This window comes from Streptomyces sp. NPDC008001 (genome assembly GCF_042958085.1).
GTDB lineage: Bacteria > Actinomycetota > Actinomycetes > Streptomycetales > Streptomycetaceae > Streptomyces.
In genome coordinates, this window is the sequence record NZ_JBIBIZ010000011.1 from 291252 (window position 1) to 317466 (window position 26215).

17 protein-coding genes, 1 tRNA gene and 1 pseudogene are annotated in these 26215 nt (G+C 73.3%); 9 read left to right on the top strand and 10 right to left on the bottom strand.

The features are described from left to right. Positions 1-80 precede the first annotated feature (80 nt). The 5 genes from ACFZCD_RS29540 to ACFZCD_RS29560 all read right to left on the bottom strand — a co-directional run bounded on the left by ACFZCD_RS29540 (position 81) and on the right by ACFZCD_RS29560 (position 4281). Positions 81-656: a 50S ribosomal protein L25/general stress protein Ctc gene (locus ACFZCD_RS29540; RefSeq protein WP_391836105.1), complete on the bottom strand. Its 576-nt coding sequence runs from the start codon at positions 654-656 to the stop codon at positions 81-83. 200 nt (positions 657-856) lie between these two features. Beyond that, complete coding sequence (locus ACFZCD_RS29545) at positions 857-1831, bottom strand: ribose-phosphate diphosphokinase (protein ID WP_391836107.1); 975 nt, start codon at positions 1829-1831, stop codon at positions 857-859. A 73-nt stretch (positions 1832-1904) separates the two neighbouring features. Beyond that, positions 1905-3359: a bifunctional UDP-N-acetylglucosamine diphosphorylase/glucosamine-1-phosphate N-acetyltransferase GlmU gene (glmU, locus tag ACFZCD_RS29550; protein WP_391836109.1), complete on the bottom strand. Its 1455-nt coding sequence runs from the start codon at positions 3357-3359 to the stop codon at positions 1905-1907. A 118-nt stretch (positions 3360-3477) separates the two neighbouring features. Beyond that, positions 3478-3550: transfer RNA gene (locus ACFZCD_RS29555), tRNA-Gln, on the bottom strand. Between the two features lie 29 nt (positions 3551-3579). Next, a complete protein-coding gene (locus tag ACFZCD_RS29560) occupies positions 3580-4281 on the bottom strand; it encodes a hypothetical protein (RefSeq protein WP_391836110.1) in 702 nt (233 codons plus the stop codon). 134 nt (positions 4282-4415) lie between these two features. Between ACFZCD_RS29560 and ACFZCD_RS29565 the strand changes: the two genes are divergently transcribed. Then, complete coding sequence (locus tag ACFZCD_RS29565; RefSeq protein WP_391836111.1) at positions 4416-5816, top strand: sensor histidine kinase; 1401 nt, start codon at positions 4416-4418, stop codon at positions 5814-5816. Positions 5817-5981: 165 nt separating this feature from the next. On the opposite strand, the gene ACFZCD_RS29570 is transcribed toward ACFZCD_RS29565, so the two are convergent. Then, positions 5982-6491 (bottom strand): SUKH-3 domain-containing protein, encoded by a 510-nt coding sequence (locus ACFZCD_RS29570; protein WP_391836112.1) that lies wholly within the window; start codon positions 6489-6491, stop codon positions 5982-5984. A gap of 4 nt (positions 6492-6495) precedes the next feature. Continuing rightward, entirely contained in the window at positions 6496-7050 is a 555-nt protein-coding gene (locus ACFZCD_RS29575; RefSeq protein WP_391836113.1) for a YwqJ-related putative deaminase, read from the bottom strand. Between the two features lie 390 nt (positions 7051-7440). On the opposite strand from ACFZCD_RS29575, the gene ACFZCD_RS29580 reads away from it, so the two are divergent. The 3 genes from ACFZCD_RS29580 to ACFZCD_RS29590 all read left to right on the top strand — a co-directional run bounded on the left by ACFZCD_RS29580 (position 7441) and on the right by ACFZCD_RS29590 (position 12472). Beyond that, a complete protein-coding gene (locus ACFZCD_RS29580; RefSeq protein WP_391836114.1) occupies positions 7441-8418 on the top strand; it encodes an HNH endonuclease in 978 nt (325 codons plus the stop codon). A 7-nt stretch (positions 8419-8425) separates the two neighbouring features. Then, the gene (locus ACFZCD_RS29585) at positions 8426-11374 is read left to right on the top strand and encodes an SUKH-4 family immunity protein (protein ID WP_391836115.1); all 2949 of its coding nucleotides are present in this window, start codon (positions 8426-8428) and stop codon (positions 11372-11374) included. Positions 11375-11581: 207 nt separating this feature from the next. Next, on the top strand, positions 11582-12472 hold the full coding sequence (locus ACFZCD_RS29590; RefSeq protein WP_391836116.1) for a cellulose-binding protein: 891 nt from the start codon (positions 11582-11584) through the stop codon (positions 12470-12472). A gap of 120 nt (positions 12473-12592) precedes the next feature. On the opposite strand, the gene ACFZCD_RS29595 is transcribed toward ACFZCD_RS29590, so the two are convergent. Together ACFZCD_RS29595 and ACFZCD_RS29600 are read right to left on the bottom strand one after the other, a co-directional pair. Next, positions 12593-14404: a lytic murein transglycosylase gene (locus tag ACFZCD_RS29595; protein ID WP_391836117.1), complete on the bottom strand. Its 1812-nt coding sequence runs from the start codon at positions 14402-14404 to the stop codon at positions 12593-12595. Between the two features lie 118 nt (positions 14405-14522). Then, positions 14523-15439: pseudogene (locus ACFZCD_RS29600) on the bottom strand (MFS transporter); the annotation flags it as partial. Positions 15440-15967: 528 nt separating this feature from the next. Between ACFZCD_RS29600 and ACFZCD_RS29605 the strand changes: the two are divergent. The 4 genes from ACFZCD_RS29605 to mfd all read left to right on the top strand — a co-directional run bounded on the left by ACFZCD_RS29605 (position 15968) and on the right by mfd (position 23601). Further along, positions 15968-16756, top strand: a complete 789-nt coding sequence (locus ACFZCD_RS29605; protein WP_391836118.1) for an ABC transporter ATP-binding protein — start codon at positions 15968-15970, stop codon at positions 16754-16756. Further along, positions 16753-19326, top strand: a complete 2574-nt coding sequence (locus ACFZCD_RS29610; RefSeq protein ID WP_391836119.1) for an ABC transporter permease — start codon at positions 16753-16755, stop codon at positions 19324-19326. The genes ACFZCD_RS29605 and ACFZCD_RS29610 overlap by 4 nt, the downstream gene beginning before the upstream one ends. 179 nt (positions 19327-19505) lie before the next feature. Then, the gene (locus ACFZCD_RS29615) at positions 19506-19841 is read left to right on the top strand and encodes a hypothetical protein (protein ID WP_391836120.1); all 336 of its coding nucleotides are present in this window, start codon (positions 19506-19508) and stop codon (positions 19839-19841) included. A gap of 226 nt (positions 19842-20067) precedes the next feature. Continuing rightward, the gene (mfd, locus tag ACFZCD_RS29620; protein ID WP_391836121.1) at positions 20068-23601 is read left to right on the top strand and encodes a transcription-repair coupling factor; all 3534 of its coding nucleotides are present in this window, start codon (positions 20068-20070) and stop codon (positions 23599-23601) included. A gap of 41 nt (positions 23602-23642) precedes the next feature. Here the strand turns inward: mfd and ACFZCD_RS29625 are convergent, their stop codons facing one another. Beyond that, positions 23643-25130 (bottom strand): DUF2079 domain-containing protein, encoded by a 1488-nt coding sequence (locus ACFZCD_RS29625; protein WP_391836122.1) that lies wholly within the window; start codon positions 25128-25130, stop codon positions 23643-23645. A gap of 434 nt (positions 25131-25564) precedes the next feature. On the opposite strand from ACFZCD_RS29625, the gene ACFZCD_RS29630 reads away from it, so the two are divergent. Continuing rightward, a complete protein-coding gene (locus ACFZCD_RS29630) occupies positions 25565-26185 on the top strand; it encodes a SurA N-terminal domain-containing protein (RefSeq protein WP_391836123.1) in 621 nt (206 codons plus the stop codon). Positions 26186-26215: the final 30 nt, after the last annotated feature.

The window sequence follows — 26215 nt, forward strand, 5'->3', positions numbered from 1 at the left end:
CCAACCGCACATAGCCCGACCGCCGCCCCACTCCGGGGAGCGGGACGGCGGTCGGAAAGAAAAGCCGGGTGCGGCGAGGATCAGGCCTCGGTGCCCTCGGCGTCGTCGGCCGGGGCGGCCTGGCCGGCGACGACGTGCAGGACCACGGTGTCGGCGTCGACGGCGAGGGAGACGCCGGCCGGCAGGGTGATGTCCTTGGCCAGGACGGAGGCGCCGGCCTCAAGGCCCGCGACGGAGACGGTGACGGCCTCGGGGATGTGGGTGGCCTCGGCCTCGACCGGCAGGGCGGTCAGGGTGTGCTCGAGGAGGTTGCCGCCGGGGGCCAGCTCGCCCTCGGTCTGGACCGGGATCTCGACCGTGACGGTCTCGCCGCGCGAGACGACCAGCAGGTCGACGTGCTCCAGGAAGCCCTTGAGGGCGTCACGCTGGACGGCCTTGGGGATGACGAGCTCGTCGCGGCCCTCGATGTCCAGGGACAGCAGGACGTTCGGGGTCTTCAGAGCCATCATCAGGTCGTGGCCCGGCAGGGTGACGTGGACCGGCTCGGCACCGTGGCCGTAGATGACGGCGGGAACCTGGTTGGCGCGGCGGATGCGGCGGGCGGCGCCCTTGCCGAACTCGGCACGGACCTGGGCGGGGATCTTGATCTCAGCCATGGTGCACTCCTCGTGAGCGGTTTACCGGTGGACCGTTACCCGGCCTCGTACGGACCTGCTACGAAGAGCGCGTCGATAACGGACCGCCGCACATGAGTGCGGCCTCCCTCGCCGAGCAACTCAGGGAGTGTACCCGGCGGGGGAGGCCGCCAAGAAATCGATCAGAGACCGCGATCAGAGACTGATCGTTTTTGCGAGGCTCACTGCTCCTCGAAGAGGCTCGTCACCGAGCCGTCCTCGAAGACCTCGCGCACGGCGCGCGCGATGGTCGGGGCGATCGACAGCACCGTGATCTTGTCGAGCTCCAGCTCACCCGGCGTCGGCAGGGTGTTGGTGAAGACGAACTCGCTCACCTTGGAGTTCTTCAGGCGGTCCGCGGCCGGGCCGGAGAGCACGCCGTGCGTGGCCGTCACGATGACGTCCTCGGCACCGTTGGCGAAGAGGGCGTCGGCGGCGGCGCAGATCGTGCCACCGGTGTCGATCATGTCGTCGACCAGGACGCAGACGCGGCCCTTCACGTCACCGACGACCTCGTGCACCGTGACCTGGTTGGCGACGTCCTTGTCGCGGCGCTTGTGGACGATCGCCAGCGGCGCGCCGAGGCGGTCGCACCAGCGGTCGGCGACGCGCACGCGGCCGGCGTCCGGGGAGACGACGGTCAGCTTGTCGCGGTCGACCTTGGCGCCCACGTAGTCGGCGAGGATCGGCAGCGCGAAGAGGTGGTCGACCGGGCCGTCGAAGAAGCCCTGGATCTGGTCCGTGTGCAGGTCGACCGTGAGGATCCGGTCCGCGCCGGCCGTCTTGAACAGGTCGGCGATCAGGCGGGCCGAGATCGGCTCGCGGCCGCGGTGCTTCTTGTCCTGGCGGGCATAGCCGTAGAACGGCACGACCACGGTGATGGAGCGGGCCGACGCGCGCTTCAGCGCGTCGATCATGATCAGCTGCTCCATGACCCACTTGTTGATGGGAGCCGTGTGGCTCTGCATCAGGAAGCAGTCCGCGCCACGGGCGGACTCCTGGAAGCGGACGTAGATCTCGCCGTTGGCGAAGTCGAATGCCTTGGTCGGGACCAGGCCGACGCCCAGCTGGTGCGCGACCTCCTCGGCAAGCTCGGGGTGGGCGCGGCCGGAGAAGAGCATCAGCTTCTTCTCGCCGGTCGTCTTGATCCCGGTCACAGCACAGTCTCCTTGGATGTCGCTTTGTGTGCGCTTATCACGGTACGCCCCGCACGGCGCACCCGTGTCACGGTCACTGCTCGCCGTCGGTCTCCCGGCGAGCGGCGGAAGCGGCCTGTGCGGCTGCGCTTCCCGGGCGCTTACGTGCCACCCAGCCCTCGATATTCCGCTGCTGTCCACGTGCGACGGCCAGCGAACCCGGGGGCACATCCTTGGTGATGACCGAGCCGGCGGCGGTGTACGCGCCGTCCCCGATCGTGACCGGAGCCACAAACATGTTGTCCGATCCGGTACGGCAGTGCGAGCCGATCGTGGTGTGGTGCTTGTTCACACCGTCGTAGTTCACGAAGACGCTCGCCGCGCCGATGTTGCTGTACTCGCCGATCGTCGCGTCACCGACGTAGGACAGGTGCGGCACCTTGGTGCCCTCGCCGATCTCGGCGTTCTTCATCTCGACGTACGCGCCGGCCTTCGACTTGGCGCCGAGCCGGGTGCCCGGGCGCAGGTAGGCGAAGGGGCCGACGGTGGCGCCCTCGCCGATCACGGCCGAGTCCGCGACGGTGTTGTCGACGCGGGCGCCGGCGCCGACGGCGGTGTCCGTCAGGCGCGTGTTCGGCCCGACCTCGCAGCCGGTGGCCAGGCTGGTGGCACCGGTCAGCTGGGTGCCGGGGTGGACGAGCGCGTCGGGCTCGACGGTGACGGTGACGTCGATCCAGGTCGACGCCGGGTCCACGACGGTGACGCCGCTCATCATCGCCGCGTGCAGCAGCCGCTCGTTGAGGAGCTTGCGGGCCTCGGCGAGCTGGACGCGGTTGTTGATGCCGAGGATCTCGCGGTGGTCGTCCGCGACGGCCGCGCCCACCCGGTGGCCGGCCTCGCGCAGGATGCCCAGGACGTCCGTCAGGTACTCCTCGCCCTGGCTGTTGTCCGTGCGGACCTTGCCGAGCGCGTCCGTCAGCAGCTGGGCGTCGAACGCGAAGACCCCGGAGTTGATCTCGCGGATCTCGCGCTGGGCGTCCGTGGCGTCCTTGTGCTCGACGATCGCGGTGACGGCGCCGCTGTCGTCGCGGACGATGCGCCCGTAGCCGGTGGAGTCGGGGACCTCGGCGGTGAGCACCGTCACGGCGTTGCCGTCGGCGGCGTGGGCCTCGCTCAGCTTCTTCAGCGTCGCGCCGGTGAGCAGCGGGGTGTCGCCGCAGACGACGACCACGGTCCCATCGAGCGTGATCCCGCTGTTCGACAGCTCCTCGAGCCCCATGCGCACCGCGTGGCCGGTGCCGTTCTGCTCGTACTGCACGGCCGTGCGGACCTCGGGGTCGATCTCCGCGAGGTGGGCGGAGACCTGCTCGCGGGCGTGCCCGACGATCACGACGAGGTGCTCGGGGTCCAGCTCGCGGGAGGCGGCGACGACGTGCCCGACGAGGGAGCGGCCGCAGATGGCGTGCAGGACCTTGGGGGTCGCCGACTTCATGCGGGTGCCCTCACCCGCTGCGAGGACGACGACGGCTGCCGGGCGGTTGGCGCTCACGGGTGTGCCCTTCGGCTTCGAGGGGGTGGACACCCGCAGGATACCGGGGCGTAAGAGGGGGGAAACGCGCAAGGGTCCTGACCTGGGCGGTCAGGACCCGATGGATTCGAACCTGCAGCTCCGCCGCCAGGACTCGAACCCGGACCGAAGAGCACCAAAAGCTCCCGTGCTGCCAATTACACTACGGCGGATGGCAAACTAGGCCAAAAAGGACAATCGCTTAGATCGTCGCTTTGGCCCCCACCACTATGCCGTACCACCAGCCCTCGATGCGACGGTATAGGTCGGCGCTTCCGCGGACGTCGACGACGAGGCAGCCGCGATAGCCCTCGCCCGCGTTCTTGCGGACGGTCTTCGGGTTGTGCTTCTTGAGGGTCGTCTTCTTCAGACCGGCGACATCGATCCCCGCCAGGTCGGCCCAGAATTGCTCCGCCTGCCCGATGTCGGCGTTCTCGTGAATCATGACGCGGTACTGAATCCGCCCGGGCTCCACGCCAAGGAGTGCCAGCCAGGCGAGATAGACCTGGATCATGTCCGGATCGCTGTTGATGAAGGTGGCTCTCTCGCTGAGCCTGTGCGGCTTGCTCTTCGCCCCCTCGGACCAGTAGAGGCCGACCCCCACGAGAAACAGCTCGCGGTCGGTCATGCGGCCGATCTCATGAGCGGCGCTGAGCCTGTCCTGCTGCCGGACGATCGCCTGGCGCTGCCGGTGCGGCGCCCACCGCGCCTCCTGCATCGCATGCATCTGCTCCGGCGTCTTCTGCGGCTTCGGTAGATCCCTCACCCACAGTGACACCGAGCTCTTCGACACCCCCAGCTCCGCCACGATCTCGTCGTACGTCCTGCCCGCTCGCCGCAGCTCGCGGGCCCGCTGCTGCAGCTCTGTCTTCGCTTGGACCATGCGTACAGCCTTGCGATACATGTCAGCTCATAAGGCGAAACTGCGGTGCATTCACCAGTTCGAGGGAGAAGTGTGTTATTCCGGTCTACCGAAGCCGGTCCCGTGCTGCCGCGCGCACGGGAAAAGGCGTGGCGGGCTTCCGTAGTCTGGGTGGTATGACCACAACGGGGGCAAACGCGGGGGCGGGCGCGCGCGGCGCGCCGGACGGGCCTTGGTGGTGGACGCGGCGGCGGAGCATGGTGTTCGACGTCGTGCTGGCGCTGGTGTCCGCACTGGAGTGCGCGGCGGAGGGCGCGGCCTTCGCGGGCGAGCACCGGATACCGGTGGCGCCCGTGGCCCTGGTGGGGCTGCTCACCGGCGCCACGCTGATCTTCCGGCGCCGGTGGCCGGTGGCCGTCGTCCTGCTGGGGATCGCGATCACCCCGGCCGAGCTGGGGTTCCTGCTCGGGATCGTCGGTCTGTACACGCTGGCCGCCTCGGACGCGCCCCGCCGGCTGACGGTGATCCTCGCCGCGGTGTCCGTGGCGGGCACGTTCGCGGTCACCCTGGCGAAGTTCCACCAGAACGTGGCCGAGGACGGCGGCCCGCCGGACCTGTGGGCGACGCTGTTCTTCTCCGCCCTGGTGGCGCTGGGGCTCACCGCGCCCCCCGTGCTGACGGGCCTGTACGTGGGCGCGCGGCGCCGGCTGGTCGAGAGCCTGCGGGAGCGCGCGGACGGCCTGGAGCGCGAGCTGTCGCTGCTCGCGGAGCGGGCCGAGGAACGTGCGGTCTGGGCGCGCAACGAGGAGCGCACGCGCATCGCGCGCGAGATGCACGACGTCGTGGCGCACCGGGTGTCGCTGATGGTGGTCCACGCGGCGGCGCTGCAGGCCGTGGCCCTGAAGGACCCCGAGAAGGCCTCGCGGAACGCGGGCCTGGTCGGGGACATGGGCCGGCAGGCGCTGACCGAGCTGCGCGAGATGCTCGGCGTGCTGCGGACGTCCTCGGAGGAGTCCGTGCCGGAGGCGGCCTCGGCGGCCGACTCGCGGCGCTTGGCGGAGGTCGCCGCGGCGGCCTCGGCGCGGGTGTCCGCGGGCGTGGGCGCGGGCGGGCCCGGCGCGGCCGGCCTCGCGGGCGGCGGGTCGCCGTCCGGTGACGGTCCGTGTCTGGACGGTCTGGAGGACCTCGTCGGGCAGTCGCGGGCGGCCGGGATGGCCGTCGAGCTGGCCGTGGAGGGCGAGGAGCGTTCGTACGGCGCACGGGTGGAGAGCACGGCGTACCGCGTGGTGCAGGAAGCGCTGACCAACGTACACAAGCACGCGCCGGGGGCGAAGGCCGTCGTGCGCGTGGCGCACCGCGCGGAGGAAGTGGCGCTGCAGGTGGAGAACGGCCCGTCGGAGGGCGGTGCCGCCGCTCCGGGCCTGCCGAGCGGGGGCAACGGCCTGGTCGGGATGCGGGAGCGGGTCTCGGCGCTGGGCGGCGTGTTCGTGTCCGGGGCCACGGACGCGGGGGGTTTCCGGGTGTCGGCGGTCATCCCGGCGGCGGTGGAAGCGGGCGCCGGGAGCACGGGGGCGTAGGGCGGAGCGCGGGCGCTCGCCCGTTCCGGGCGGGTGCGCTTCCCGCCGCCCCGGAGCCGGCCGGTGCCCCCGCCGGGATTCGGCCGGTTCTCGCCCGGCTTTTGGCCGGTTCGCGTTGCTCCGGTCAGCGGGGCGGGTCGCGGCGGGCGCGGTACGGGGCGGCCGTCAGCGGCGTCCCGTACCGGCCGACAGCCGGGACGGGCGGGTCCCGCTGACGAGCGTGCCGATGGCGTGGTCGATGTCCGAGCCGAGGTACCAGTCGCCGGTGTGGTCGAGGCTGTAGACCCGGCCGAGGGCGTCGATGGCGAGCAGCGCCTGCCCGTCCGCCTCCTGCCCGAGCGGGCACACGTCGGCGCCCAGGGCGCGCCCCAGGTCGGCGACGGTGCGCGCGAGGTGGAGCCCGTGCAGCGGGTCGATGTGGAAGGGCGTCGGAGCGATGTGCCGGCCCGCGCCGGTCCCCGTGATGTGCAGGCCGCCGAACTCCGCCCACGCCTCGACGGCGGCCGGGAAGACGGTGTGCCGGTGGCCGGCCGGGGAGGTGTGGGCGCGCAGGGCGTCGGCCCAGTTCTCGGCGGCCTTGATGTCCCAGCGGCCGGGCTGCCACCCGGCTTCGCGCAGGGCGGCGTCCACGGCGGTGGGGAAACGGGTGGCCGCGGTGCGGTCGAAGGCGCGCATGAGGTCAGCCCTTGCTCTTGGTGGTGGCGGCCTTGGCGGGCGCGGCGAGGTCGACGCTGCGCACGCCGAAGTGCGTCAGCAGCGCCGTGCAGGAGCGGCAGGGCGGGGCGTAGTCGCCGTGCCGCGGGTCGCCGTCCTCGCGGATGTGCCGGGCGGTGAGCTTGGCGTGCTTGAGGGCGCGCCGGGCCTCGCCGTGGGTGAGCGGTTTCCGGGCGGCACGTTTGCTGCGGCCGTTCTCGTGGGCGGTGAGGAAACGGGTGAGCAGCAGTGCCTCCGGGCACCGGCCGGTGAAGCGCTCGCGCCGGTCGCTGGTGAGCGTGTCGAGGAAGTCCTGGACGAGCGGGTGCAGCGCCGGCGGTACGTCAGCCTTGCCGCCGGTGCAGGTCAGCGTCTCGCCGCGGACGGACAGGGCGGCGGCCACGGCGGGCAGGATGCCGTCGCGGCGGTGCAGCAGGGCGGGGGGCCGGTCGGTGTCCTCGGTGCTCCAGGTGAGCCGGGGGTCACCGGAGGCCGCCGTGCCGTGGTCGTCGGCGGGCGGTCGGTCCTGAGTCGTGTGCATGGTGGTTCTTCCCTCCCGGCAATCCCCCTGTTGCGGGGATCAGCCTGCCAAACGGGACGGCAGGTGTGGAAGTCAGGTCAGGGTTGGGCGGGTGCCGTGTGATGTTCATGTGTCGGATGGTCAGGCAGGTGGGGGCGCGGCCGCACCGGCGGGAGGGTGCTCACGGGGCGTGACGGACGCCCGCCGGCCCGGCCCGGGGGCGGGTGCTCCGACCTGGGCGGGGCCCCCGTCTTGCGGTACCGCATAGGCTGTGCCGCACGGGGTGTTCTCGGCCATGGGGACACCGGCCGGCCGGGCCGCCCCGTGGCCCGGGCGGGGGTCCGGTGACGCGCGGCGACCGCGGCGTTCGTCGGGGCCTTTCGGATCCACAGTCAGCAGGGGGCTTCCGTCATGACGACAGGTCGGCTCGGGCAGCAGGCCGCGCCACCGAATGCGGCCTACGCCGGGCAGGTCGTGCACTTCCCGGACCCGGTACGTGCCGGCCGCTACCCCAAGGGGGTGCGGATGGACGACTCGGGCCATCCGGATTTCTCGCCGTACGCGCGAGCGGCCGCGGAGATCGCGGAACCGCCCGAGGGCTTCGGCGTGGACGAGCTGCGGCTGACCGACTACGTGTCGGCCAACGCGGCCCTGCACGCCGCCGGTCACGAGCTGTGGGCCAGCCTGCCGCCGGTGGCGACGCCGCACGGCTGGACGTGGCACCACGTCCCGGACACCCGCCGGCTGGAGCTGGTCCCCGCCGAGGTCAAGGCGCTGCTGCGGCACCACGGCGGGCTCGCGACGGCCGCCGTGGACCAGGAGAAGCGCGGCACGCGCCCCCTGCAGGAGACCCGCCCGGTGCACTTCGCCCTGCCCCAGCGGGACCTCGCGGTGACGGAGGAACAGGTGCAGGGCGTCGAGGAGGACCTCGGCTACCGCCTGCCGGGCGCGTACCGGGCGTTCCTCAAGGCGGCGGGCGGCTGTGCGCCGGTCGGCGCCGCGCTGGACGCGGAGCTGGGCCTGCTGATCGACCAGCCGTTCTTCACCGTGCGCGACGAGGCCGCCGTGAACGACCTCGTCTACGTCAACAAGTGTCTGCGCGACCACTTCACCAAGGACTATCTGGGCGTGGGCTTCGTCCAGGGCGGCGTACTGGCCGTCAAGGTGAAGGGCGAGGCGATCGGTTCGGTCTGGTTCTGCCCGTACGACGACGCGCGCGACCGGGACGGCTGGACGGTGCAGGAGCGGGTGGAGCGGCTGCTGCTGCCCTGTGGTGAGGACTTCGACGTGTTTTTGTCGCGGCTGGCGGGCGGTCCGCCCGAGCTGGAGACGGTGGCCGGCCTGATGGTGGACGGCGGCTTCGCCCATGCCGTCCCGGTGGAGGGGTGAGCGCGCGGTGGTGACGTTCGCGCAGGCGCAGGAGCGCGGTGAGCGCTGGGCCAACGGTGACGTGCCGGCGTACCAGCACCGGGAGGTGCGGGTCCGCGAGTTCGACCTGGGCTTCGTGGTGTGGGCCGAGGACCGCGATGGGGGTACCTCCCAGGCGTCCAGCTCTGGGGGAGGTCCGACGTCGGACGGCGGCCGGGTCAGGCTGGTGATCGCCCGGGACAGCGGCGAGACGACGCTGTGGCCGGGGCTGCCGGTGGGTGAGGTGATCCGGCGCTACGAAGAGGAGTACGGGGCCGTGACCGTGGAGGAACCGGAACCGTCGGACACCCCGCCGAAACGGCTGGACCTGAACGCGACGTCGTTCCTGCTGAGCCCACCGCAGTGGCTGCAGGACGCGGCGGACGCGATGGGCATCCCGGACCGCAGGACGGGGCCGGCGTCCGGCGGGGGATCGCTGGGCAGGGGAGTGCCGGCGGGACCGCCTTCCGGCGTGGCTGCGGGCGGCGCCTCGGGCGCCGGTGTGCCTGCGGGCTGGGAGCCGGGCGCGCCTGACAGTGCGTTTGCGGCCGGGACCGCCGGCGGGGCCGACGGTGCGGGATCGGCTGCCGGCTCGCCTACGGGCGGGGCTGCGGCGGGCGCTTCCGGCGCTTCGGGTTCGTCGGCCGGTGCGCCTGCGGGCGGCGACGCGAGCGCGTCGGCCGGTGCGCAGGGCGGCGCGCTTGCGGGTGCGTCGACCGGTGGTGCTTCGGGTGCGCCCGCGGGCTGGGATTCCGGGTCGTCCGACGGCTCGTCGGCCGGTGTGCCTGCCGACGCCGGTGCGTCCGCGGACTCGTCTTCCGCTGGTGTCCCGGGTGTGCCTGCCGGCTGGGGTTCCGGGCCGTCCGGCGGTGCGTTCGCGGCTGGGGCCGCCGGCGGGCCTTCGGCATCCGACGACGCCTCTACGGGTGCGCCTGCCGGTGCGGCCCCCGGCGCTTCCGCCGGATCCGGCGCGTCCTCGGACGCGTCGCACGGCGGCCCGGTGCCGCCGCCGGCACCCGCGCCTCCCGCGCCCGCGGCGCCGGTCACGCCCCCCGCACCGCCCGCCGGACCCGCGCCGGAGGCGACCCCGTGGGCCGCGGCCGACACGCACACCGCGGACGAGGACGACGAACGCTCGGTCGGTCTGCCGGCCACGGTGCTGGCACCGGCCCTGTCGGGGACGGACGAGGACGACACGCCGCCTCCGGGCGTCGGCCCCGAGGCGAAGACGGCGCTGATGGCGGCGGGCAGTGCGCTGCCGAAGACGACCATCGCGCCCGCTCTTGACGCTCCGTCGGCACCCGCGGGCGCCCCCGTACCGCCGCCCGCGGCACCTGCCGGGGCTCCGGTCCCGCCGCCCGCGGCCCCGGGCCGCCCGGGTGCGCCCGTACCGCCGCCCGCCGCCCCCGGTACTCCCGGTGCTCCGGGAGCTCCGGGGCAGCCGCAGGGCGCCGGCGTCCCCGCGCCGCCCGCCCCGCCCGCGGCTCCCGGCGCCCCTGCCGGTCCCGGCGGCGGCGCGGCCTACGCCGCGACGATGCTGGCCACCCCCGGCACCCCGGGCATGCCCGGCCCCGCACCGGCCGCCCCCGGCGCACCCGTACCGCCCGGTCCGCCCGCCGCGCCGGCAGCCCCCGCCGCGCCCGCGCCGCCGGCCGGTCCCGGTGGGGTGCACCACGCGGCGACCATGCTCGCGAGCGCGCCCGGCGGCCCGGCGGTGCCCGCCGCCCCGGCCGCTCCCGGGGCTCCGGGTGCTCCCGGCGCGCCGGGCCGGCCCCCCGCGGCCCCCGGCCGGCCGGGCACCCCGCCGCCCGCGGGCCCCGGCGGCGTGCACCACGCCGCCACGATGCTCGCGAGCCCGGGCACGCCCGGCATGCCCCCGGCCCCGCAGGGCCCGGCCGCGCCGCAGGCGCCCGCCGCCCCCGCGTACGGCTACCCGCAGGCCCCCGGCGGCCTGCCGACCGTCGGCCCGGGCTACATGGCCGTCCTGCGCTACCGTGCGCACGACGGTTCCGAGCAGCAGATCATCCGCCGCAGCGCGCCGGGCACGCCGCACCCCGAGTGGCAGATCCTGCACGAGCTGATGGCGCTGAACGTGCCGCGCGAGCAGGTGCTGGAGCTCCACACGGAGTTGGAGTCCTGCGACGGCCCGGGCGGCTACTGCGCCCGCATGGTGCGCGACAACTGGCCGCAGGCGACGGTGAGTCACACCGCCGCGTACGGCCGCGACCACGCCACGCGCCAGCAGGGCGTCCGGCATCTGATAGCGCATCAGGGCGAGCTGCACCAGGTCGCGGACGGCCCCGCCCGTCCCGCGCCGAACCGGGTGCCGCTGCCGCACCCCGGCCAGGTGCCGCAGGCGCCTCCGGTCGGCCCGGACGTGATCGCCCGGGAGCTGGCCGAGTCGTTCGGCCCGCAGGGCGTGTTCCGGTTCGAGCAGCGCGCGGTGTCGCGCCAGGGCGTGCCCGACATCGTCGCGCAGACGCTGGTGTGGGCCGGTGTGCCCGTGGACTGCGGGCCGTTCTTCTGGGGCCAGGCGCAGCCGGGCCGGCCGGTGCCGACGCTGGCGGAGCTGGCGGCGGAGCGGCGGGTGCAGCCGGCGCCGGACGCGGGCTCGTACCTCGTGATGGGCACGGACTTCGGCAAGCAGCTGTGCGTGCAGTACGGCACGGCGCACATCGTGGCGGTGCCGCTGGAGGCGGGGCCGGGCGGTTCGTCCGTTCCGCCGCAGTTCGTCAACACGAGCCTGCCTCAGTTCGTTCGCTCTTTGGCGCTGCTCGGGAAGATGTGGCGGTGGCGCTACGGGTTGACGCCCGAGCAGGCGGGCCGCTGGACGGTGGATTTCCAGGAACAGCTGATGGCGCTGGACACGGCCGCCTTGTCCTCGCCGGAGAACTGGTGGTCGGTGCTCCTGGAGCAGATGTGGGACGGCCTGTTCTGACGGAACGGGCTGGGTGCCGACGGCGCGGGGCGCCCGATCCGGGATGAGGGTCGGGCGCCCCGTGTCGTAGGTTGGCGCATCCTTGACAGAAGAAGCGGGCGGAGTGTCGCGTCATCGGCACTTCCCGTGGTCCAGGGATGATGTGCGCCAGACTGCGTCACATACCGGACATCCGGGATATAAGGGGCTTCAAGGATGAGTGCATCGGTGTCTCCCGACGGTTTCGCCGTCGTACGGGGCCGGGGTTACCGGCCCGAGCAGGTGGATCGCGCTCTCGCCGAGTTCGCGCGCCGGCGGGACGCGGCCTGGGAGCGGGTGGCGCGGCTGACGGTCCTCGCGCGCGAGATGGAGGAGGAGGCCCAGCGGCTCGGACAGGTCGTGGCGCAGCTCCCGCCGCAGACGTACGAGTCGCTCGGCCAGCGGGCGCAGGGCCTGCTCTTCACGGCCCAGGCCGAGGCGGCCGGCCTGCGGGAGCGGGCCGAGGCGGCCGCCGCCGGGATGACGGAGGCGGCGGAGGCGCACGGCCGGGCGGTCCGGGACGCCGCCCACCACGAGGCCACGGCGGTACGGGCCGAGGCCGAGGAGTGGGCGCGGCAGGCGCTCGCCGCGGCCGAGACCGTGGCCGACGACGTCATCGCCGTCGCCCGGCGGGACGCCAAGCAGCGCCGCGAGGACGCGGCGGCGGCGCTGTCGGAGATGCGCGAGCGGACGGCGGCGGCGCTCGCCGAGCAGGAGAAGGACCACGCGGAGCGGTGGGAGGCGGCGGGGCGCGAGATCGCCGAGCGCGAGGCCGCGCTCGACACGCGCATCGCCGCGATGGAGGAGTACGCCCGCAACACGCTGGCCGAGGCGCAGCGCCGCTACGCGGAGGCGGAGGAGGCGGCGCGGCACGGCCAGGAGGACGCGGAGGCGCAGGGGGCGGCGCTGATCGCGCAGGCGCGGGTGCGGGAGGAGAGGATCGTCCGCGACATGGAGCGGAACCTCCGCGAGCACGAGGAGCGCCGCGAGGAGCTCCGCGCCCACATGGCCCACGTCCGCCACAGCCTGGCCGCCCTCACGGGCAAGCCGGTGGCGGAGGACCTGGGGGCGGGGGATTAACCCGGCCACGTACGCGTACGGCGGGCCGGGCACCGCCGGGCGCAGCCGGCGTCCCTGAATCCGCCGCCGCGGCGCGTAACCACGACGGCGGATTCCGGCGGTGCCGTACAGGCTGCCGCGCTACGCCTTCGGCGCCGGCGCCGAAGGCGAAGGCGTAGTCGTCGGGGCCTTCACCGTCAGGCGGAAGGTGTGGACCTTGCCGTCCGCCGTCGTCACGGTCAGGGCGTAGTCACCGGAGTGCCCGTCCGTCAGCAGCGCCGGAAGCGTGAGGACGCCGTCCTTGTCCGTCGTCCCGGCCTCCAGCCGCCACGTCCGCTTGCCGTCGGGGCCCTTGAAGTAGGGACCGACGCCCGTGCAGCCCTCGGTGGCGGGCGTCTTGCAGTCGGCCTTGGTGACCGTGGCGGTGATGGCCGAACCGACGACGTCCTTGCCGTCCTTCGTCAGCACCTTGACCGCGAACCGGTCGGCGAACGAGCCATTGGGGTCGGCCTTCAGGGCCGGATCACCGATGACGACGACCCGGTCGGCCTCCCGCACGGACACCATGCCCGTGAACGCCACGGCCGGCACTTCCCGTTCGCGCCCGACGACCGTCGCCGTCACCGTGACCTTGCCGATCCTGGGCTGGGCCACGACCGGCAGCGCCGTGGCCGTGCCGTCCTTGCCCGTGGTGACGGTCAGCTCCGTGGAGGCGTCCGTGAAGGCCGCTCCGGCGCCGCTCAGCACGAACCGTACGCGCGCTCCCGCCACCGGCTTCCCGGACTTGTCCTTGACCAGGACCTGTGCCCGTTCCTTGAACGTCTCGCCGGCGGTCGTCTCCCAGGCCTTGCCGTCGCCGACCCGGTCCAGGCGGCTCGCCTGCGCGGGCGGCGTGGGAGGCGTGGGCTTGTCGCCCCCGTGGTCGCCCCCGCCGGGCTTGTCCGGCGGCGTGCCCGGCTTGGCGGGCGGTTCGCTCGGCTTCCCGGGCGTACCCGGCTTGGCGGGCGCCGGCCGCGCCGACCCGCCGGACGACGGCGGCACCGGCTTCGACGACCGGGGCGGCTGCACCGGCTGCGAGGGCTGCGACCCACCGGTCCCGCCCGGCCCCGCCGGATTCGGCCGCCCGGACGGCGCGTTGCCACCCGGCACCGCCGGAAGGTCGGGCAGGGAGGACACGTTGCCCTCCTGGTACGCCCGCATCCACGCCGTGACGGCGTCCACGTACGAGCGCGCGTTGTTGTAGCTGAGGATCGCCTTGTCGAGATCCCCCGCCCGGTTCATGTCCTTGCCGCCCGCGCACAAGTACTTGGCGGTGCCGAGCGCGGCGTCGTAGATGTTGTTGGGGTCCTTCTTGCCGTCGCCGTTGCCGTCGGCGCCGTAGGACGCCCAGGTGGACGGCAGGAACTGCGTGGGGCCGACGGCCTCGTCGTAGACCTTGTCGCCGTCGAGCGCGCCGCCGTCGGTGTCCCTGACCAGCGCGAAGTCTTTGCCGTCCAGCGGCGGCCCGAGGATCGGCTTGTCCGTCGTGCCGTCGGCGGTCAGACGCGTGCCGCTGAAGGTGGCGTGCTCGGTCTCCACCTTGCCGATGCCGGCTATGAGCTCCCACGGCATGTGGCAGCCCGGCATGTCGGCCGCGGCGCGCTGCGCGGCCTTGCGGTAGGCGTCCAGCGCGATCGAGGGGATGCCCGTGGCGCTGTCCTTGGCGCCTTCCTTGCCGCCGCCCTGCGCGCCGGGGAGACCGGCGGGGCCCTTGGGTCTGAGGTCGGGGAGCGAGAGGTTGGGGGTGCCGTGCGGCATGCCCTGCGGGTTCTTCGGGTCCTTCGCGGGATCGCCCGCATCCGCCGTGTTGTGCGGCGGACTGGCGCCGACCGCGGCCGTGAGACTGGCCACGAGCAGGGCCGTGCACAGACCCTGCCGGGAGACGCTGGCAGCGCGCGTAGGGAGTATCTTCACGATGCTGCTTCCTTCGGAGACCTGCGGCCTGTGCGAAGGGGTGCACGACGTCCCCCCTCGACCATGACACCGAACACTAATTCCCTGTGGCCCCAATTGTCTTGCCCGGGGGGCGGCTTCACGTATTATTCGCCCTTCGTTCCCCCTCAACTCCCGCCCTTTTGCCCCTTTCCTGACATTTGTCCGAGGCGAGTTCTGCAGGGGTGTCCCCCGTGTGCACGGGGAACTGCCGTGGCGCGAGCGTCAGTAGGGCGAGCAGTGCCGGCCATGCCGCGCAGGCGGCCCCCAGACAGACGTGGTCGACGGCCGCCGAGACGGCCTGCCGCAGATATCCGGCCGCTTCCGCGGTGAGGGAGGAATCCGCGGCTCCGGCAGGTCCCGCGTGTCCCGCGCCTCCCGCGTGTTCCAGGGCGCGCGAGACGGAGTCGAGGTCCGTGGGCAGCCCGGGGCGCACGGCGGCCGGGGCGTCCGCGAGGCGGGCGGTGAGCGTGGCGTTGGCGACGGCCCCGAAGAGCGCCGCCCCCACGCTCTGCCCCACCTGCCGGCAGAACAGCACCGAGGCGGTGACCGTGCCCCGCTCCGCCCAGCGCGATGCCGGTGGCGGCGCAGGTGTGGATGCCGGTGCGCTGGTGGACGCGGTTGCTGAGGGTGGCGGATACGGGCCGGCTCAGCGTCATCGCGGAGAGGACCGACCCGGCGGCGATCGGGCCGAGGCCCAGGACGGCCTGGGCGTACGTCGGCAGGAAGACGGTCGGCGCGATCATCAGCAGGCCGAGCGCCCATGGCGAGGTTGACGGACCGGATCGCGGGCCGGCGCCAGACCCAGCCGGGCAGCACCGGCGCGGCGGCCCGGCGCTCGACGGCGGCCGTCGCGCCCGCGCACGCGGCGCTGCCCGCGAACAGCGCGAGGGAAGGCGCCGAGAACCAGGGCCGGGCCGTACCTCCCCGCACCAGCGCGCAGATCAGCAGCCCGCCACTGGCGAAGACGCCCAGCGCGCCCGGCCAGTCCACGCGGGTACGGGCCCCGGCCTCCCGCAGCCGGCCGGGCCGCGCCTCCCGCAGCCGGCCGGGCCGCGCCTCCCGCAGCCCCGTCCGCCCCGTTCGCCGCGCCGGTCGCGCCGGCGTCGCCTGTGCCCGCAATCCCGTCTGCCCCGCCCGCCGCTCCGCCCCCGCCTATGCCCGGTCCCCGTCCCCCGCTCCCGTCCATGCCGCCTCCCCGGAGATCGTTTCCCCTTGCACGCATGCGTCGGTCAGGGTCTCATTTGCGCCTGACGCAGCGGCAGGGTGCAGACTCGGGCCCGTTCGAACCCCGAGACCGGCGGGCCCGCCGGCCCGTCATCCCCTAGGGGTCGTTCCTGGCTTTCTCCTGCTCGTCCGGGCCACCCGGTTCGTACCGCAGGGGGAGGAGCGGGGACACCCCGCTGCCTAGCCTTTTCGATGTCGGCCGCAGAGCGGTGGTGGGGCTTACCCCACCTCGGATACACGGACGAGCACCATCGCCCAGGCCCCCGCATCCGGGCAGGCTGTGGACCGCACGAGCAATGAACACCTAGGAGACCCACCGTGACAACGGCTGTATCGATTCCCAAGACCGGGGGCAGTGGAGGGCATGCGGCCGTCGCGGCGAGGGCCCGCCAGGTCGTGAAGGCCTACGGGGCCGGCGAGACCAGGGTCACCGCCCTCGACCAGGTGGACGTGGACATCGCCCGCGGGCAGTTCACGGCCATCATGGGCCCCTCCGGCTCCGGTAAGTCGACCCTGATGCACTGCCTGGCGGGTCTGGACACCGTCACCTCCGGGCAGATCTTCATCGACGAGACCGAGATAACCGGCCTCAAGGACAAGAAGCTCACCCGGCTCCGCCGCGACCGCATCGGCTTCATCTTCCAGGCCTTCAACCTGCTCCCGACGCTCAACGCGCTCGAAAACATCACGCTCCCCATGGACATCGCCGGCCGCAAGCCGGACCGGGCCTGGCTCGATCGCGTCGTGGAGACCGTCGGCCTCGCCGGGCGCCTCAAGCACCGGCCCAACCAGCTCTCCGGCGGCCAGCAGCAGCGCGTCGCCGTGGCCCGCGCCCTCGCCGCCCGCCCCGAGATCATCTTCGGGGACGAGCCGACCGGAAACCTCGACTCGCGCGCCGGCGCCGAGGTGCTGGGCTTCCTGCGCCGCTCCGTGGACGAGCTGGGCCAGACCATCGTCATGGTCACCCACGACCCCGTGGCCGCCTCCTACGCCGACCGCGTGCTGTACCTGGCCGACGGCCGGATCGTGGACGAGATGTACAGCCCGACCGCCGACGCGGTCCTGGAGCGGATGAAGAACTTCGACGCGCGTGGACGGGTGTCGTGACCGTTCTCAAGACCTCCCTGCGCAACTTCCTCGCGCACAAGGGCCGCATGGCGCTCTCCGCCGTCGCGGTCCTGCTGTCGGTGGCGTTCGTGTGCGGCACGCTCGTCTTCACCGACACCATGAACGCCACGTTCGACAAGCTCTTCGCGAACGTCGCCTCCGACGTGTCCGTCGCCCCCAAGAAGGACGACGACGCCCGGGAGACCGGCAAGCCGCAGGCCCTTCCCGCCGCCCTGCAGGGGAAGCTGGCGAAGGTCGACGGCGTCGCCAAGGTCGAGCCGCACGTCACCAGCATGCAGCTGACCGTCGTGAACGGGAAGAACAAGAGCCTCAGCCCCACCTCCGGCGCCCCCACCGTGGGCACCAACTGGGACGAGAGCCAGAAGAAGTCCGTCGAGATCACCAGCGGCCACGCCCCGCACGGCCCGGCCGAGGCCGTCCTCGACTCCGACACCGCCGACAAGCACGGCGTGAGGACGGGCGACAAGCTCCGCGTCATCGCCGTCCCCGGCGACTTCACCGTGAGCGTCGTCGGCATCGCCACGTACAAGACCACCAACCCCGGCGCGGCCCTCCTCTACTTCGACACCGCGACCGCACAGGCGAAGCTGCTCGGCAGCGCGGACGCCTTCAGCAGCTACGGGCTGACCGCCGCGTCCGGTGTCAGCAACGAGCAGCTCAAGGAGCGCGTCACCGCCGTCCTCGGCTCCTCCGCCGGCGACTATGCGGTGCGGACCGCGGCCGAGTCCAAGGAGGAGAACAAGAAGGACGTCGGTTCCTTCCTCGACGTCATGAAGTACGCGCTGCTGGGCTTCGCCGGCATTGCCGTCCTCGTGGGCATCTTCCTCATCGTCAACACCTTCTCCATGCTGGTCGCCCAGCGCACCCGGGAGATCGGCCTGATGCGGGCCATCGGCGCCGGCCGCCCGCAGATCCTCCGGTCGGTGCTGACCGAGGCGCTGCTGCTCGGCGTCGTCGGCTCGGTGCTGGGCATCGGCGGCGGCGTCGCCCTCGCCGTGGGCCTGATGAAGGTCATGGGCTCCATGGGCATGAAGCTCGACATGGGCGACCTCACGATCAAGGCCACCACACCGGTCGTGGGCCTGCTCATCGGCGTGCTCGTCACCGTGCTGGCCGCCTGCCTGCCCGCCGTCAAGGCCACCCGGATCTCCCCGATGGCCGCCCTGCGCGACGCCGGCACCCCGGCGGACGGCAAGGCCGGCAAGGTGCGCGCCGCCATCGGCCTGGTGCTGACCGCCCTGGGCGGGCTGGCGCTGGTCGCCACCGCGCAGGCGGGCGACGCCGCGGCGGGCTCGGGCATGCTCGCCATGGGCGTGCTGCTCACCCTCATCGGCTTCATCGTCGTCGGACCGCTGCTGGCCGGCTTCGTCGTCCGCGTGATCAGCGCGATCGTGCTGCGGGTCTTCGGGCCCGTCGGCCGGCTCGCCGAGCGCAACGCGCTGCGCAACCCGCGGCGTACGGGTGCCACCGCCTCCGCCCTGATGATCGGCCTCGCGCTGGTCGCCGCCCTGTCGGTGGTGGGCTCCTCGATGGTCGCCTCGGCCACGGACCAGCTCGACAAGTCGGTGGGCGCGGACTTCATCGTCCAGTCCGAGAACCAGCAGCCGCTGAGCCCGGCCGTGGTCAAGGCCGTCACCTCCGCCGGTCACGTCGCGCACGTCACCGAGTACGCGATGGTCAGCGCGAAGATCACCACGCCGGACGGCAAGACGGCCACCCAGCGGCTCTCCGCGGTCAGCCCCACCTACGCGGACGACGTGCGCGCGGAGACGGTCAAGGGCAGCCTCAAGGACGCCTACGGCAAGGACGCCATGTCCGTGCCGGAGGGCTTCGCCAAGGACCACGGCATCAAGCCGGGCGACCGGCTGAAGGTCACCATGGCCGGCGGCCGCCCGGCCGAGCTCACGGTCAAGGCCGTCACCTCGGACGACACCAGCATCGACCAGGGCGCGATGTACACGAACATCGCCACCGCGCGGAGCCACCTCCCCGCGGACAGGATGCCGCTGGACTTCATGCTCTTCGCCAAGGCCGCCGACGGCGGGACGAAGGAGGCCGCGACCGCGCTCAAGGCGTCCGTCGAGCAGTACCCGCAGGTCAAGGTCCGCGACCAGTCCGACTACAAGAAGCTCATCCAGGACCAGGTCGGCCAGCTGCTCAACATGATCTACGGCCTGCTGGCCCTCGCGATCATCGTCGCGGTGCTGGGCGTCGTGAACACCCTGGCCCTGTCGGTCGTCGAGCGCACCCGCGAGATCGGCCTGCTGCGGGCGATCGGCCTCTCGCGCCGCCAGATGCGGCGCATGATCCGCCTGGAGTCGGTCGTCATCGCCCTCTTCGGCGCCCTGCTCGGCCTCGGCCTGGGCATGGCGTGGGGCACCACGGCCCAGAAGCTCCTGGCCCTCCAGGGCCTCGGCGTCCTGGACATCCCCTGGCCGACGATCACCGTGGTCTTCCTCGGCTCGGCTGTGGTGGGCCTGCTCGCCGCGCTGGTCCCGGCGTTCCGGGCGGGACGGATGAACGTCCTGAACGCGATCGCGACGGACTAGCAGGCTGCTGCCCCTGCGAGGGGACCGGCGGCAACGGGCTCCGGCCCGCGCCCCCGGCCCCCGAAGGAGGCCCGGCCCGGACGCGCCACGGGGGTGCGTGTCCGGGCCGGGCCTTTGTGCGCTCACCGTCCGGCGCGGTCAGCGGGGTCGGCCGCTCGCCGCAGATCACCGCCTGCCGCTTGATCCGGTACGAGACCCGGTGCGCCACGTGGGGCGGCAGTGGGGGCTCGATGCTGCCGGGACGGCCACGCTCGACCACCCGGTTGCCGCAGTCCCTCGACAAGGACGATCCGGCGTGGCGGGCCGCGATGGACGAGATCCGGCAGATCATGGACATGGCCAGGGCGAAGGTCGCCAGGCCCGCGACGACCTCCGCGCCGCCCGCGATGGGTGACCGGGGCCGGGAGTACGACCCTGATGCCCGGCATGTCATCGGCGAGACGCCGAACCTCGCCTTCGTGGCACGGGCGGAAGAACGCGCCGACGAGCTCGTCCGGGCCGCGGCGGCCCTCTGACCGTCGTGCGGCAGCAGCGTCTGCACATCGTCCAGATCACCGCCTGGCCGCTCTGACCGGCCCGGTCGTAGGCGCCCCGGGGGCCCGGAACCGTCGGGCCGCGAATGTCGGCGCAGCGTCGTAGGCTGGGGCTCACCCGGCCCGTGACACGTGTCGGGCCGTTCGCGTTGTCACCCCTTGTCGTAACTGTCGCCATCCTTGCCACCCCGGGACGGAAAAAGCCTCCATGAGCCTGCACGGTCTGCTCGACGCCGTCGTCCATGATCCGGCGCTCGCCGAAGCGGTGAAGGCCGCGGCCGACGGCAACCGCCCGCACGTCGACCTCGTCGGCCCGCCCGCCGCCCGGCCCTTCGCCGTCGCCGCGCTCGCCCGTGATGCCGGGCGCCCCGTGCTGGCCGTGACGGCCACCGGCCGCGAGGCCGAGGACCTCGCTGCGGCCCTGCGCTCCCTGCTGCCGCCGGACGGGATCGTGGAGTACCCGGCCTGGGAGACGCTGCCCCACGAGCGCCTCTCGCCCCGCTCGGACACCGTCGGCCGCCGCCTGGCCGTGCTGCGCCGCCTCGCGCACCCGAGCGCGGACGACCCCGCGGCGGGCCCGGTGAGCGTCGTCGTCGCGCCCGTCCGGTCCGTGCTGCAGCCGCAGGTCAAGGGGCTCGGGGACCTGGAGCCGGTCAGCCTGCGCGGCGGGCAGAGCGCCGACCTCGAGGAGGTCGTGGACGCCCTGGCGGCCGCCGCGTACGCCCGTGTCGAACTGGTCGAGAAGCGCGGCGAGTTCGCCGTTCGCGGCGGCATCCTCGACGTCTTCCCGCCGACCGAGGAGCACCCGCTCCGGGTCGAGTTCTGGGGCGACGAGGTCGAGGAGATCCGTTACTTCAAGGTCGCCGACCAGCGCTCGCTGGAGGTCGCCGAGCACGGCCTGTGGGCGCCGCCCTGCCGCGAGCTGCTGCTGACCGAGGACGTGCGGCAGCGGGCGGCGGCCCTGGCCGAGGAGCACCCGGAGCTCGGCGAGCTCCTCTCCAAGATCGCCGAGGGCATCGCGGTGGAGGGCATGGAGTCCCTCGCCCCGGTCCTGGTGGACGAGATGGAGCTGCTGCTGGACGTGCTGCCGGCGCGCGCGATGACGGTCGTGTGCGACCCGGAGCGGGTGCGGACCCGCGCCGCGGACCTCGTGGCCACCAGCCAGGAGTTCCTGCAGGCGTCCTGGGCGGCCACGGCCGGCGGCGGCGAGGCCCCCATCGACGTGAACGCGGCCTCCCTGTGGGGCATCGCGGACGTCCGCGACCGGGCCCGCGAGCTCGGCCAGATGTGGTGGTCGGTGAGCCCGTTCGCCGCCGGCGAGGACCTGGACGGCGACACGCTCAAGCTCGGCATGCACGCCCCCGAGTCCTACCGCGGCGACACCGCCCGCGCCCTCGCCGACACCAAGGGCTGGCTCGCCGACGGCTGGCGCACCGTCTTCGTCACCGAGGGCCACGGCCCCGCGGCCCGTACGGTCGAGGTCCTCGGCGGCGAGGGCATCGCCGCCCGCCTCGACGCGGACGTCGACGGCCTGTCGCCGTCCGTCGTCCACGTCTCCTGCGGCAGCCTCGACAACGGCTTCGTGCACCCGGGCCTGAAGGTCGCCGTCCTCACGGAGACGGACCTGTCCGGGCAGAAGTCCGTCAGCAAGGACATGGGCCGGATGCCGGCCCGCCGCCGCAAGACCATCGACCCGCTGACGCTCCAGGCCGGCGACTACATCGTCCACGAGCAGCACGGCGTCGGCCGCTACATCGAGATGGTGCAGCGCACCGTCCAGGGCGCCACCCGCGAGTACCTCCTGGTGGAGTACGCCCCCGCCAAGCGCGGCCAGCCCGGCGACCGCCTCTACATCCCGACCGACCAGCTGGAGCAGGTCACCAAGTACGTCGGCGGCGAGGCCCCCAGCCTGCACCGCCTCGGCGGCGCGGACTGGACGAAGACCAAGGCGCGCGCCAAGAAGGCCGTCAAGGAGATCGCCGCCGACCTGATCAAGCTGTATTCGGCGCGGATGGCCGCCCCCGGCCACTCCTTCGGCCCCGACACCCCCTGGCAGCGCGAGCTGGAGGATGCCTTCCCGTACGCGGAGACGCCCGACCAGCTCACCACCATCGCCGAGGTCAAGGAGGACATGGAGAAGTCCGTCCCCATGGACCGCCTGATCTGCGGCGACGTCGGCTACGGCAAGACGGAGATCGCGGTCCGCGCCGCCTTCAAGGCCGTGCAGGACGGCAAGCAGGTGGCGGTGCTCGTGCCGACCACGCTGCTGGTGCAGCAGCACTTCGGCACGTTCTCCGAGCGCTACGCCCAGTTCCCCGTGGTCACCAAGGCCCTGTCCCGCTTCCAGTCGGACGCCGAGGCCAAGGCCGTCCTGGAGGGCCTGCGCGACGGGTCGGTCGACATCGTCATCGGCACGCACCGCCTCTTCTCGTCCGAGACGAAGTTCAAGGACCTGGGCCTGGTCATCGTCGACGAGGAGCAGCGCTTCGGCGTCGAGCACAAGGAGCAGCTGAAGAAGCTGCGGGCGAACGTCGACGTCCTGACGATGTCCGCCACCCCCATCCCGCGCACCCTGGAGATGGCCGTCACCGGCATCCGCGAGATGTCGACCATCACCACCCCGCCGGAGGAGCGCCACCCGGTGCTCACCTTCGTCGGGCCGTACGACCAGAAGCAGATCGGCGCCGCGATCCGCCGCGAGCTGCTGCGCGAGGGCCAGGTCTTCTACATCCACAACCGGGTCGAGTCCATCGACCGGGCGGCCGCGCGGCTGAGCGAGATCGTCCCCGAGGCGCGGATCCGCACCGCGCACGGCCAGATGGGCGAGAGCCAGCTGGAGCAGGTCGTCGTCGACTTCTGGGAGAAGAAGTTCGACGTCCTGGTCTCGACCACGATCGTCGAGTCCGGCATCGACATCTCCAACGCGAACACGCTGATCGTGGAGCGGGGCGACAACTTCGGGTTGTCGCAGCTGCACCAGCTGCGGGGCCGCGTCGGCCGCAGCCGCGAGCGCGGCTACGCCTACTTCCTCTACCCGCCGGAGAAGCCGCTGACCGAGACCGCCCACGAGCGGCTCGCCACCATCGCCCAGCACACGGAGATGGGCGCCGGCATGTACGTCGCCATGAAGGACCTGGAGATCCGCGGCGCGGGCAACCTCCTCGGCGGCGAGCAGTCCGGCCACATCGCGGGCGTCGGCTTCGACCTCTACATCCGCATGGTCGGCGAGGCCGTCGCGGACTACCGGGCGTCGGTCGAGGGCGGCGAGGAGCAGCCCGAGGCGCCGCTCGAAGTCAAGATCGAGCTGCCGGTGGACGCGCACGTCCCGCACGACTACGCCCCCGGCGAGCGCCTGCGCCTGCAGGCCTACCGCGCCATCGCCTCCGCGAACAGCGAGGAGGACATCCGCGCCGTCCGCGAGGAGCTCACCGACCGCTACGGCAAGCTGCCGGAGCCCGTGGAGAACCTGCTGCTGGTGGCGGGCCTGCGGATGCTGGCCCGGGCCTGCGGGGTCGCCGACATCACCCTCCAGGGCTCCAACGTCCGCTTCGGCCCGGTGGAGCTGCGCGAGTCCCAGGAGCTGCGGCTCAAGCGGCTCTACCCGCGCACGGTCATGAAGCCGGCCACGAAGCAGGTGCTGGTGCCCCGCCCGGCGACGCGCCAGATCGGCGGCAAGCCGCTGGTCGGCCGGGAGCTGCTGGCGTGGACCGGGGAGTTCCTGACCACGATCCTCGGGTCGTAGGCGGCAGGAGGACCGGCAGCCGGGAACCGGCAGCGGGAGAACTAGGAGGCGGGAGGGGCCGCCTCCGACTTCTTCAGCACCGCGTAGCCCCCCTCGTTCCCCAGGAGCAGGTACCGCACGCCCGGGTGCATCCGCTCGCCGTCCGCGACGAGGTCCTCGGGGCCCTTGCCGTCCGCCAGGTGCATGGCTATGTAGTCCGGTGCGATGCCCCGCGTGTCGCCGATCCAGAAGACCCGGCACCGGCCGGCGAGGCGGCTTATGGGGACGATGTCGGCCTCGACGCTCGCCCCGTCGGGTATCCGGTCCAGGAGCCGTTCCGTCGCGCGGACGGACTCCGGGACGCGGTACGTGGCGGCCTCGGTCAGGGAGTAGAGGGGAAGGGACGCCGTCAGGGCGAGGGACGCGGCGAGCACGGCGCCGGGCAGGTGGTGCGCGTACGAGCGCAGCAGCGGCCGGCGGCTGTCGCGGGCCCGGGCCACGGCGTCGGTGAGCGCGATCATCACGACCGGCATCAGGACGGCGTTGTAGTGCCAGTCCGTGCCCCAGTAGTGGTCGTCGTGGGAGGCGAACCGCCACGCCAGCGTCGGCAGGGCGGCGATCAGGACGGGCGAGCGCAGCGCCAGCAGGCCGGTGGTGGGCAGCAGGATCCACAGCAGCGTGCGGACCGCCGTGTCGGCGGGGATCGTGGGGGAGGGGCCCGCGCCGCCGTCGAGCTTGTCCCAGTAGTCGTAGGCGCCGCCGGTGTTGAAACCGGGGATGATCAGCCCGAAGGTGATCGCGGCGGCGGCCAGGCCGAAGACGGTCAGCCCGGTGGCCAGCGGGGCCGCCCCCTGGGGGACGCCCTCGCCGCGGGCCTTCGCGCCGCGCAGCCGGATCAGGACGATCACGCCGATCGCGGCCGCCGTGATGCCGAGGTCCTCCTTGACCAGGACCAGGGGCACGGCCCACAGGACCGCGGCCCGCCAGCGCCCGCGCACCACCGCTTCGAGGGAGAAGGCGAGCAGCGGCATCGCGAAGGCGATCTCGTGGAAGTCGAAGTCGACCGCGCGCTGGACGCCCCACGACAGGCCGTAGGCGATGCCGACGGCCAGCCCGCGCTTGCGGCCGAGCAGCCCGGCGGCGAGCCGGGCGACCGGTATCGCGGACAGGGCGAAGAGCACGGCCTGGGCCACGAGCAGGGTGACCGGGGAGGGGAAGAGCCGGTAGAGGGGCGCGAGGAGGGCGGTGACCGGGCTGAAGTGGTCGCCGAGGATGTTCGTGCCCGGCCCCTTGAGGTCGGCTATCGGCGCCCGGAGGTGGGCGTAGCCGCGGACGGCCTGCTCGAAGATGCCGAGGTCCCAGGACATGGTCAGCATGCGGCGGTGCCGGCACAGGGACAGCGTGGTGTAGAGGACGAGGAGGGCGCCCGCGAGCCAGTAGGGGTCCCAGCGCGGGGCACGCAGGGCCGCGGCGCGGGCCCGCGGGCCGGGCGCTGCTGCCTCGGCCGCGGGCCCGCCCGGGGCCGGAGCGGTGGCGGCGGCCGAGTCCATGGGGGAGTCCTTCGTTCCGGGGACGGTGGGATGACTGAGGGATGACAGTCGGAAAAGATACGCGGAGCCTCGCCGGCGCCCGGCCCCCTTTCCGAGAGACGAGTGGTCTCGCCGGGTGGTTCGGCCGGAACCTGTCGTTCTTCTCTCAGCACCCCGCCGTTCAGAGCCCGCGCTACGGCTCCCGGCCGTCCGGCACCCCGGCGTCCGGCGCCCGGCCCCCCGCCCTCCGGCGCGCGGCTGTCCGGTGGGCGGCCGTTCGGCGTCCGGCTGTCCACCACCCCGGCGTTCGGCCCGGTCCTCCCGCCCCCGCGCCGTTCCGCACATCCCGGCGCCCCGCGAATCGTTGGTCGAATCGGTGGCCCGGGCCACCCGGACTCCCTACCATCGATCACCGCAGGTCGATCACCGTCGCACGACCGCCGCCGGGAGGCTTCATGATCCGCCGAAGGACCGCGCTCTCCGTCACCTCCGCCGCGCTGCTCGCGGCAGCCCCGCTCCTGACCGCCTGCGGCCAGACCGCCCATCCGGGCGCCGCGGCCGTCGTGGGCGGTGACCGGATCACCGTCTCCCAGCTGCAGCGCCAGGTCGCGGACGTCCGCGACGCGCAGCGGTCCTCGCCGCAGGGGGAGCAGCTCACGGCGAACAGCGCCCGGCTCGGCCAGGACACGCTGGTCCGCCTCATCCAGTACCGCATCGTGGAGAAGGCCGGCAAGGACAACGGCGTCGAGGTCACGCGGCGCGAGCTGCAGCGGCAGCGAGCCGACGTCGAGGCGGCCAACGGAGGGGCCGAGGCGGTGCGCGCCCGGTTCCTCGCCCTCGGCATCGCGCCGGACCAGATCGACCAGGCCCTCGCCATGGACTTGGTGCGCTCCAAGCTGGACGGCAAGTTCGGCACCGCCCGGACGAACGAGATCCTGATGCGCACCTCCGACGCGCTGCACGTCGACGTGAACCCGCGCTACGGCGTGTGGGACGGCAAGCGCGGAACCGCCCAGTCCGCGCTGGAGCCGTGGCTGCGGCCCGCGGAGCCCGGCGGGATCGCGCGCCCGGCGTGAGCCGCGCGCGGGCCGGTCGCCTAGGCTCGG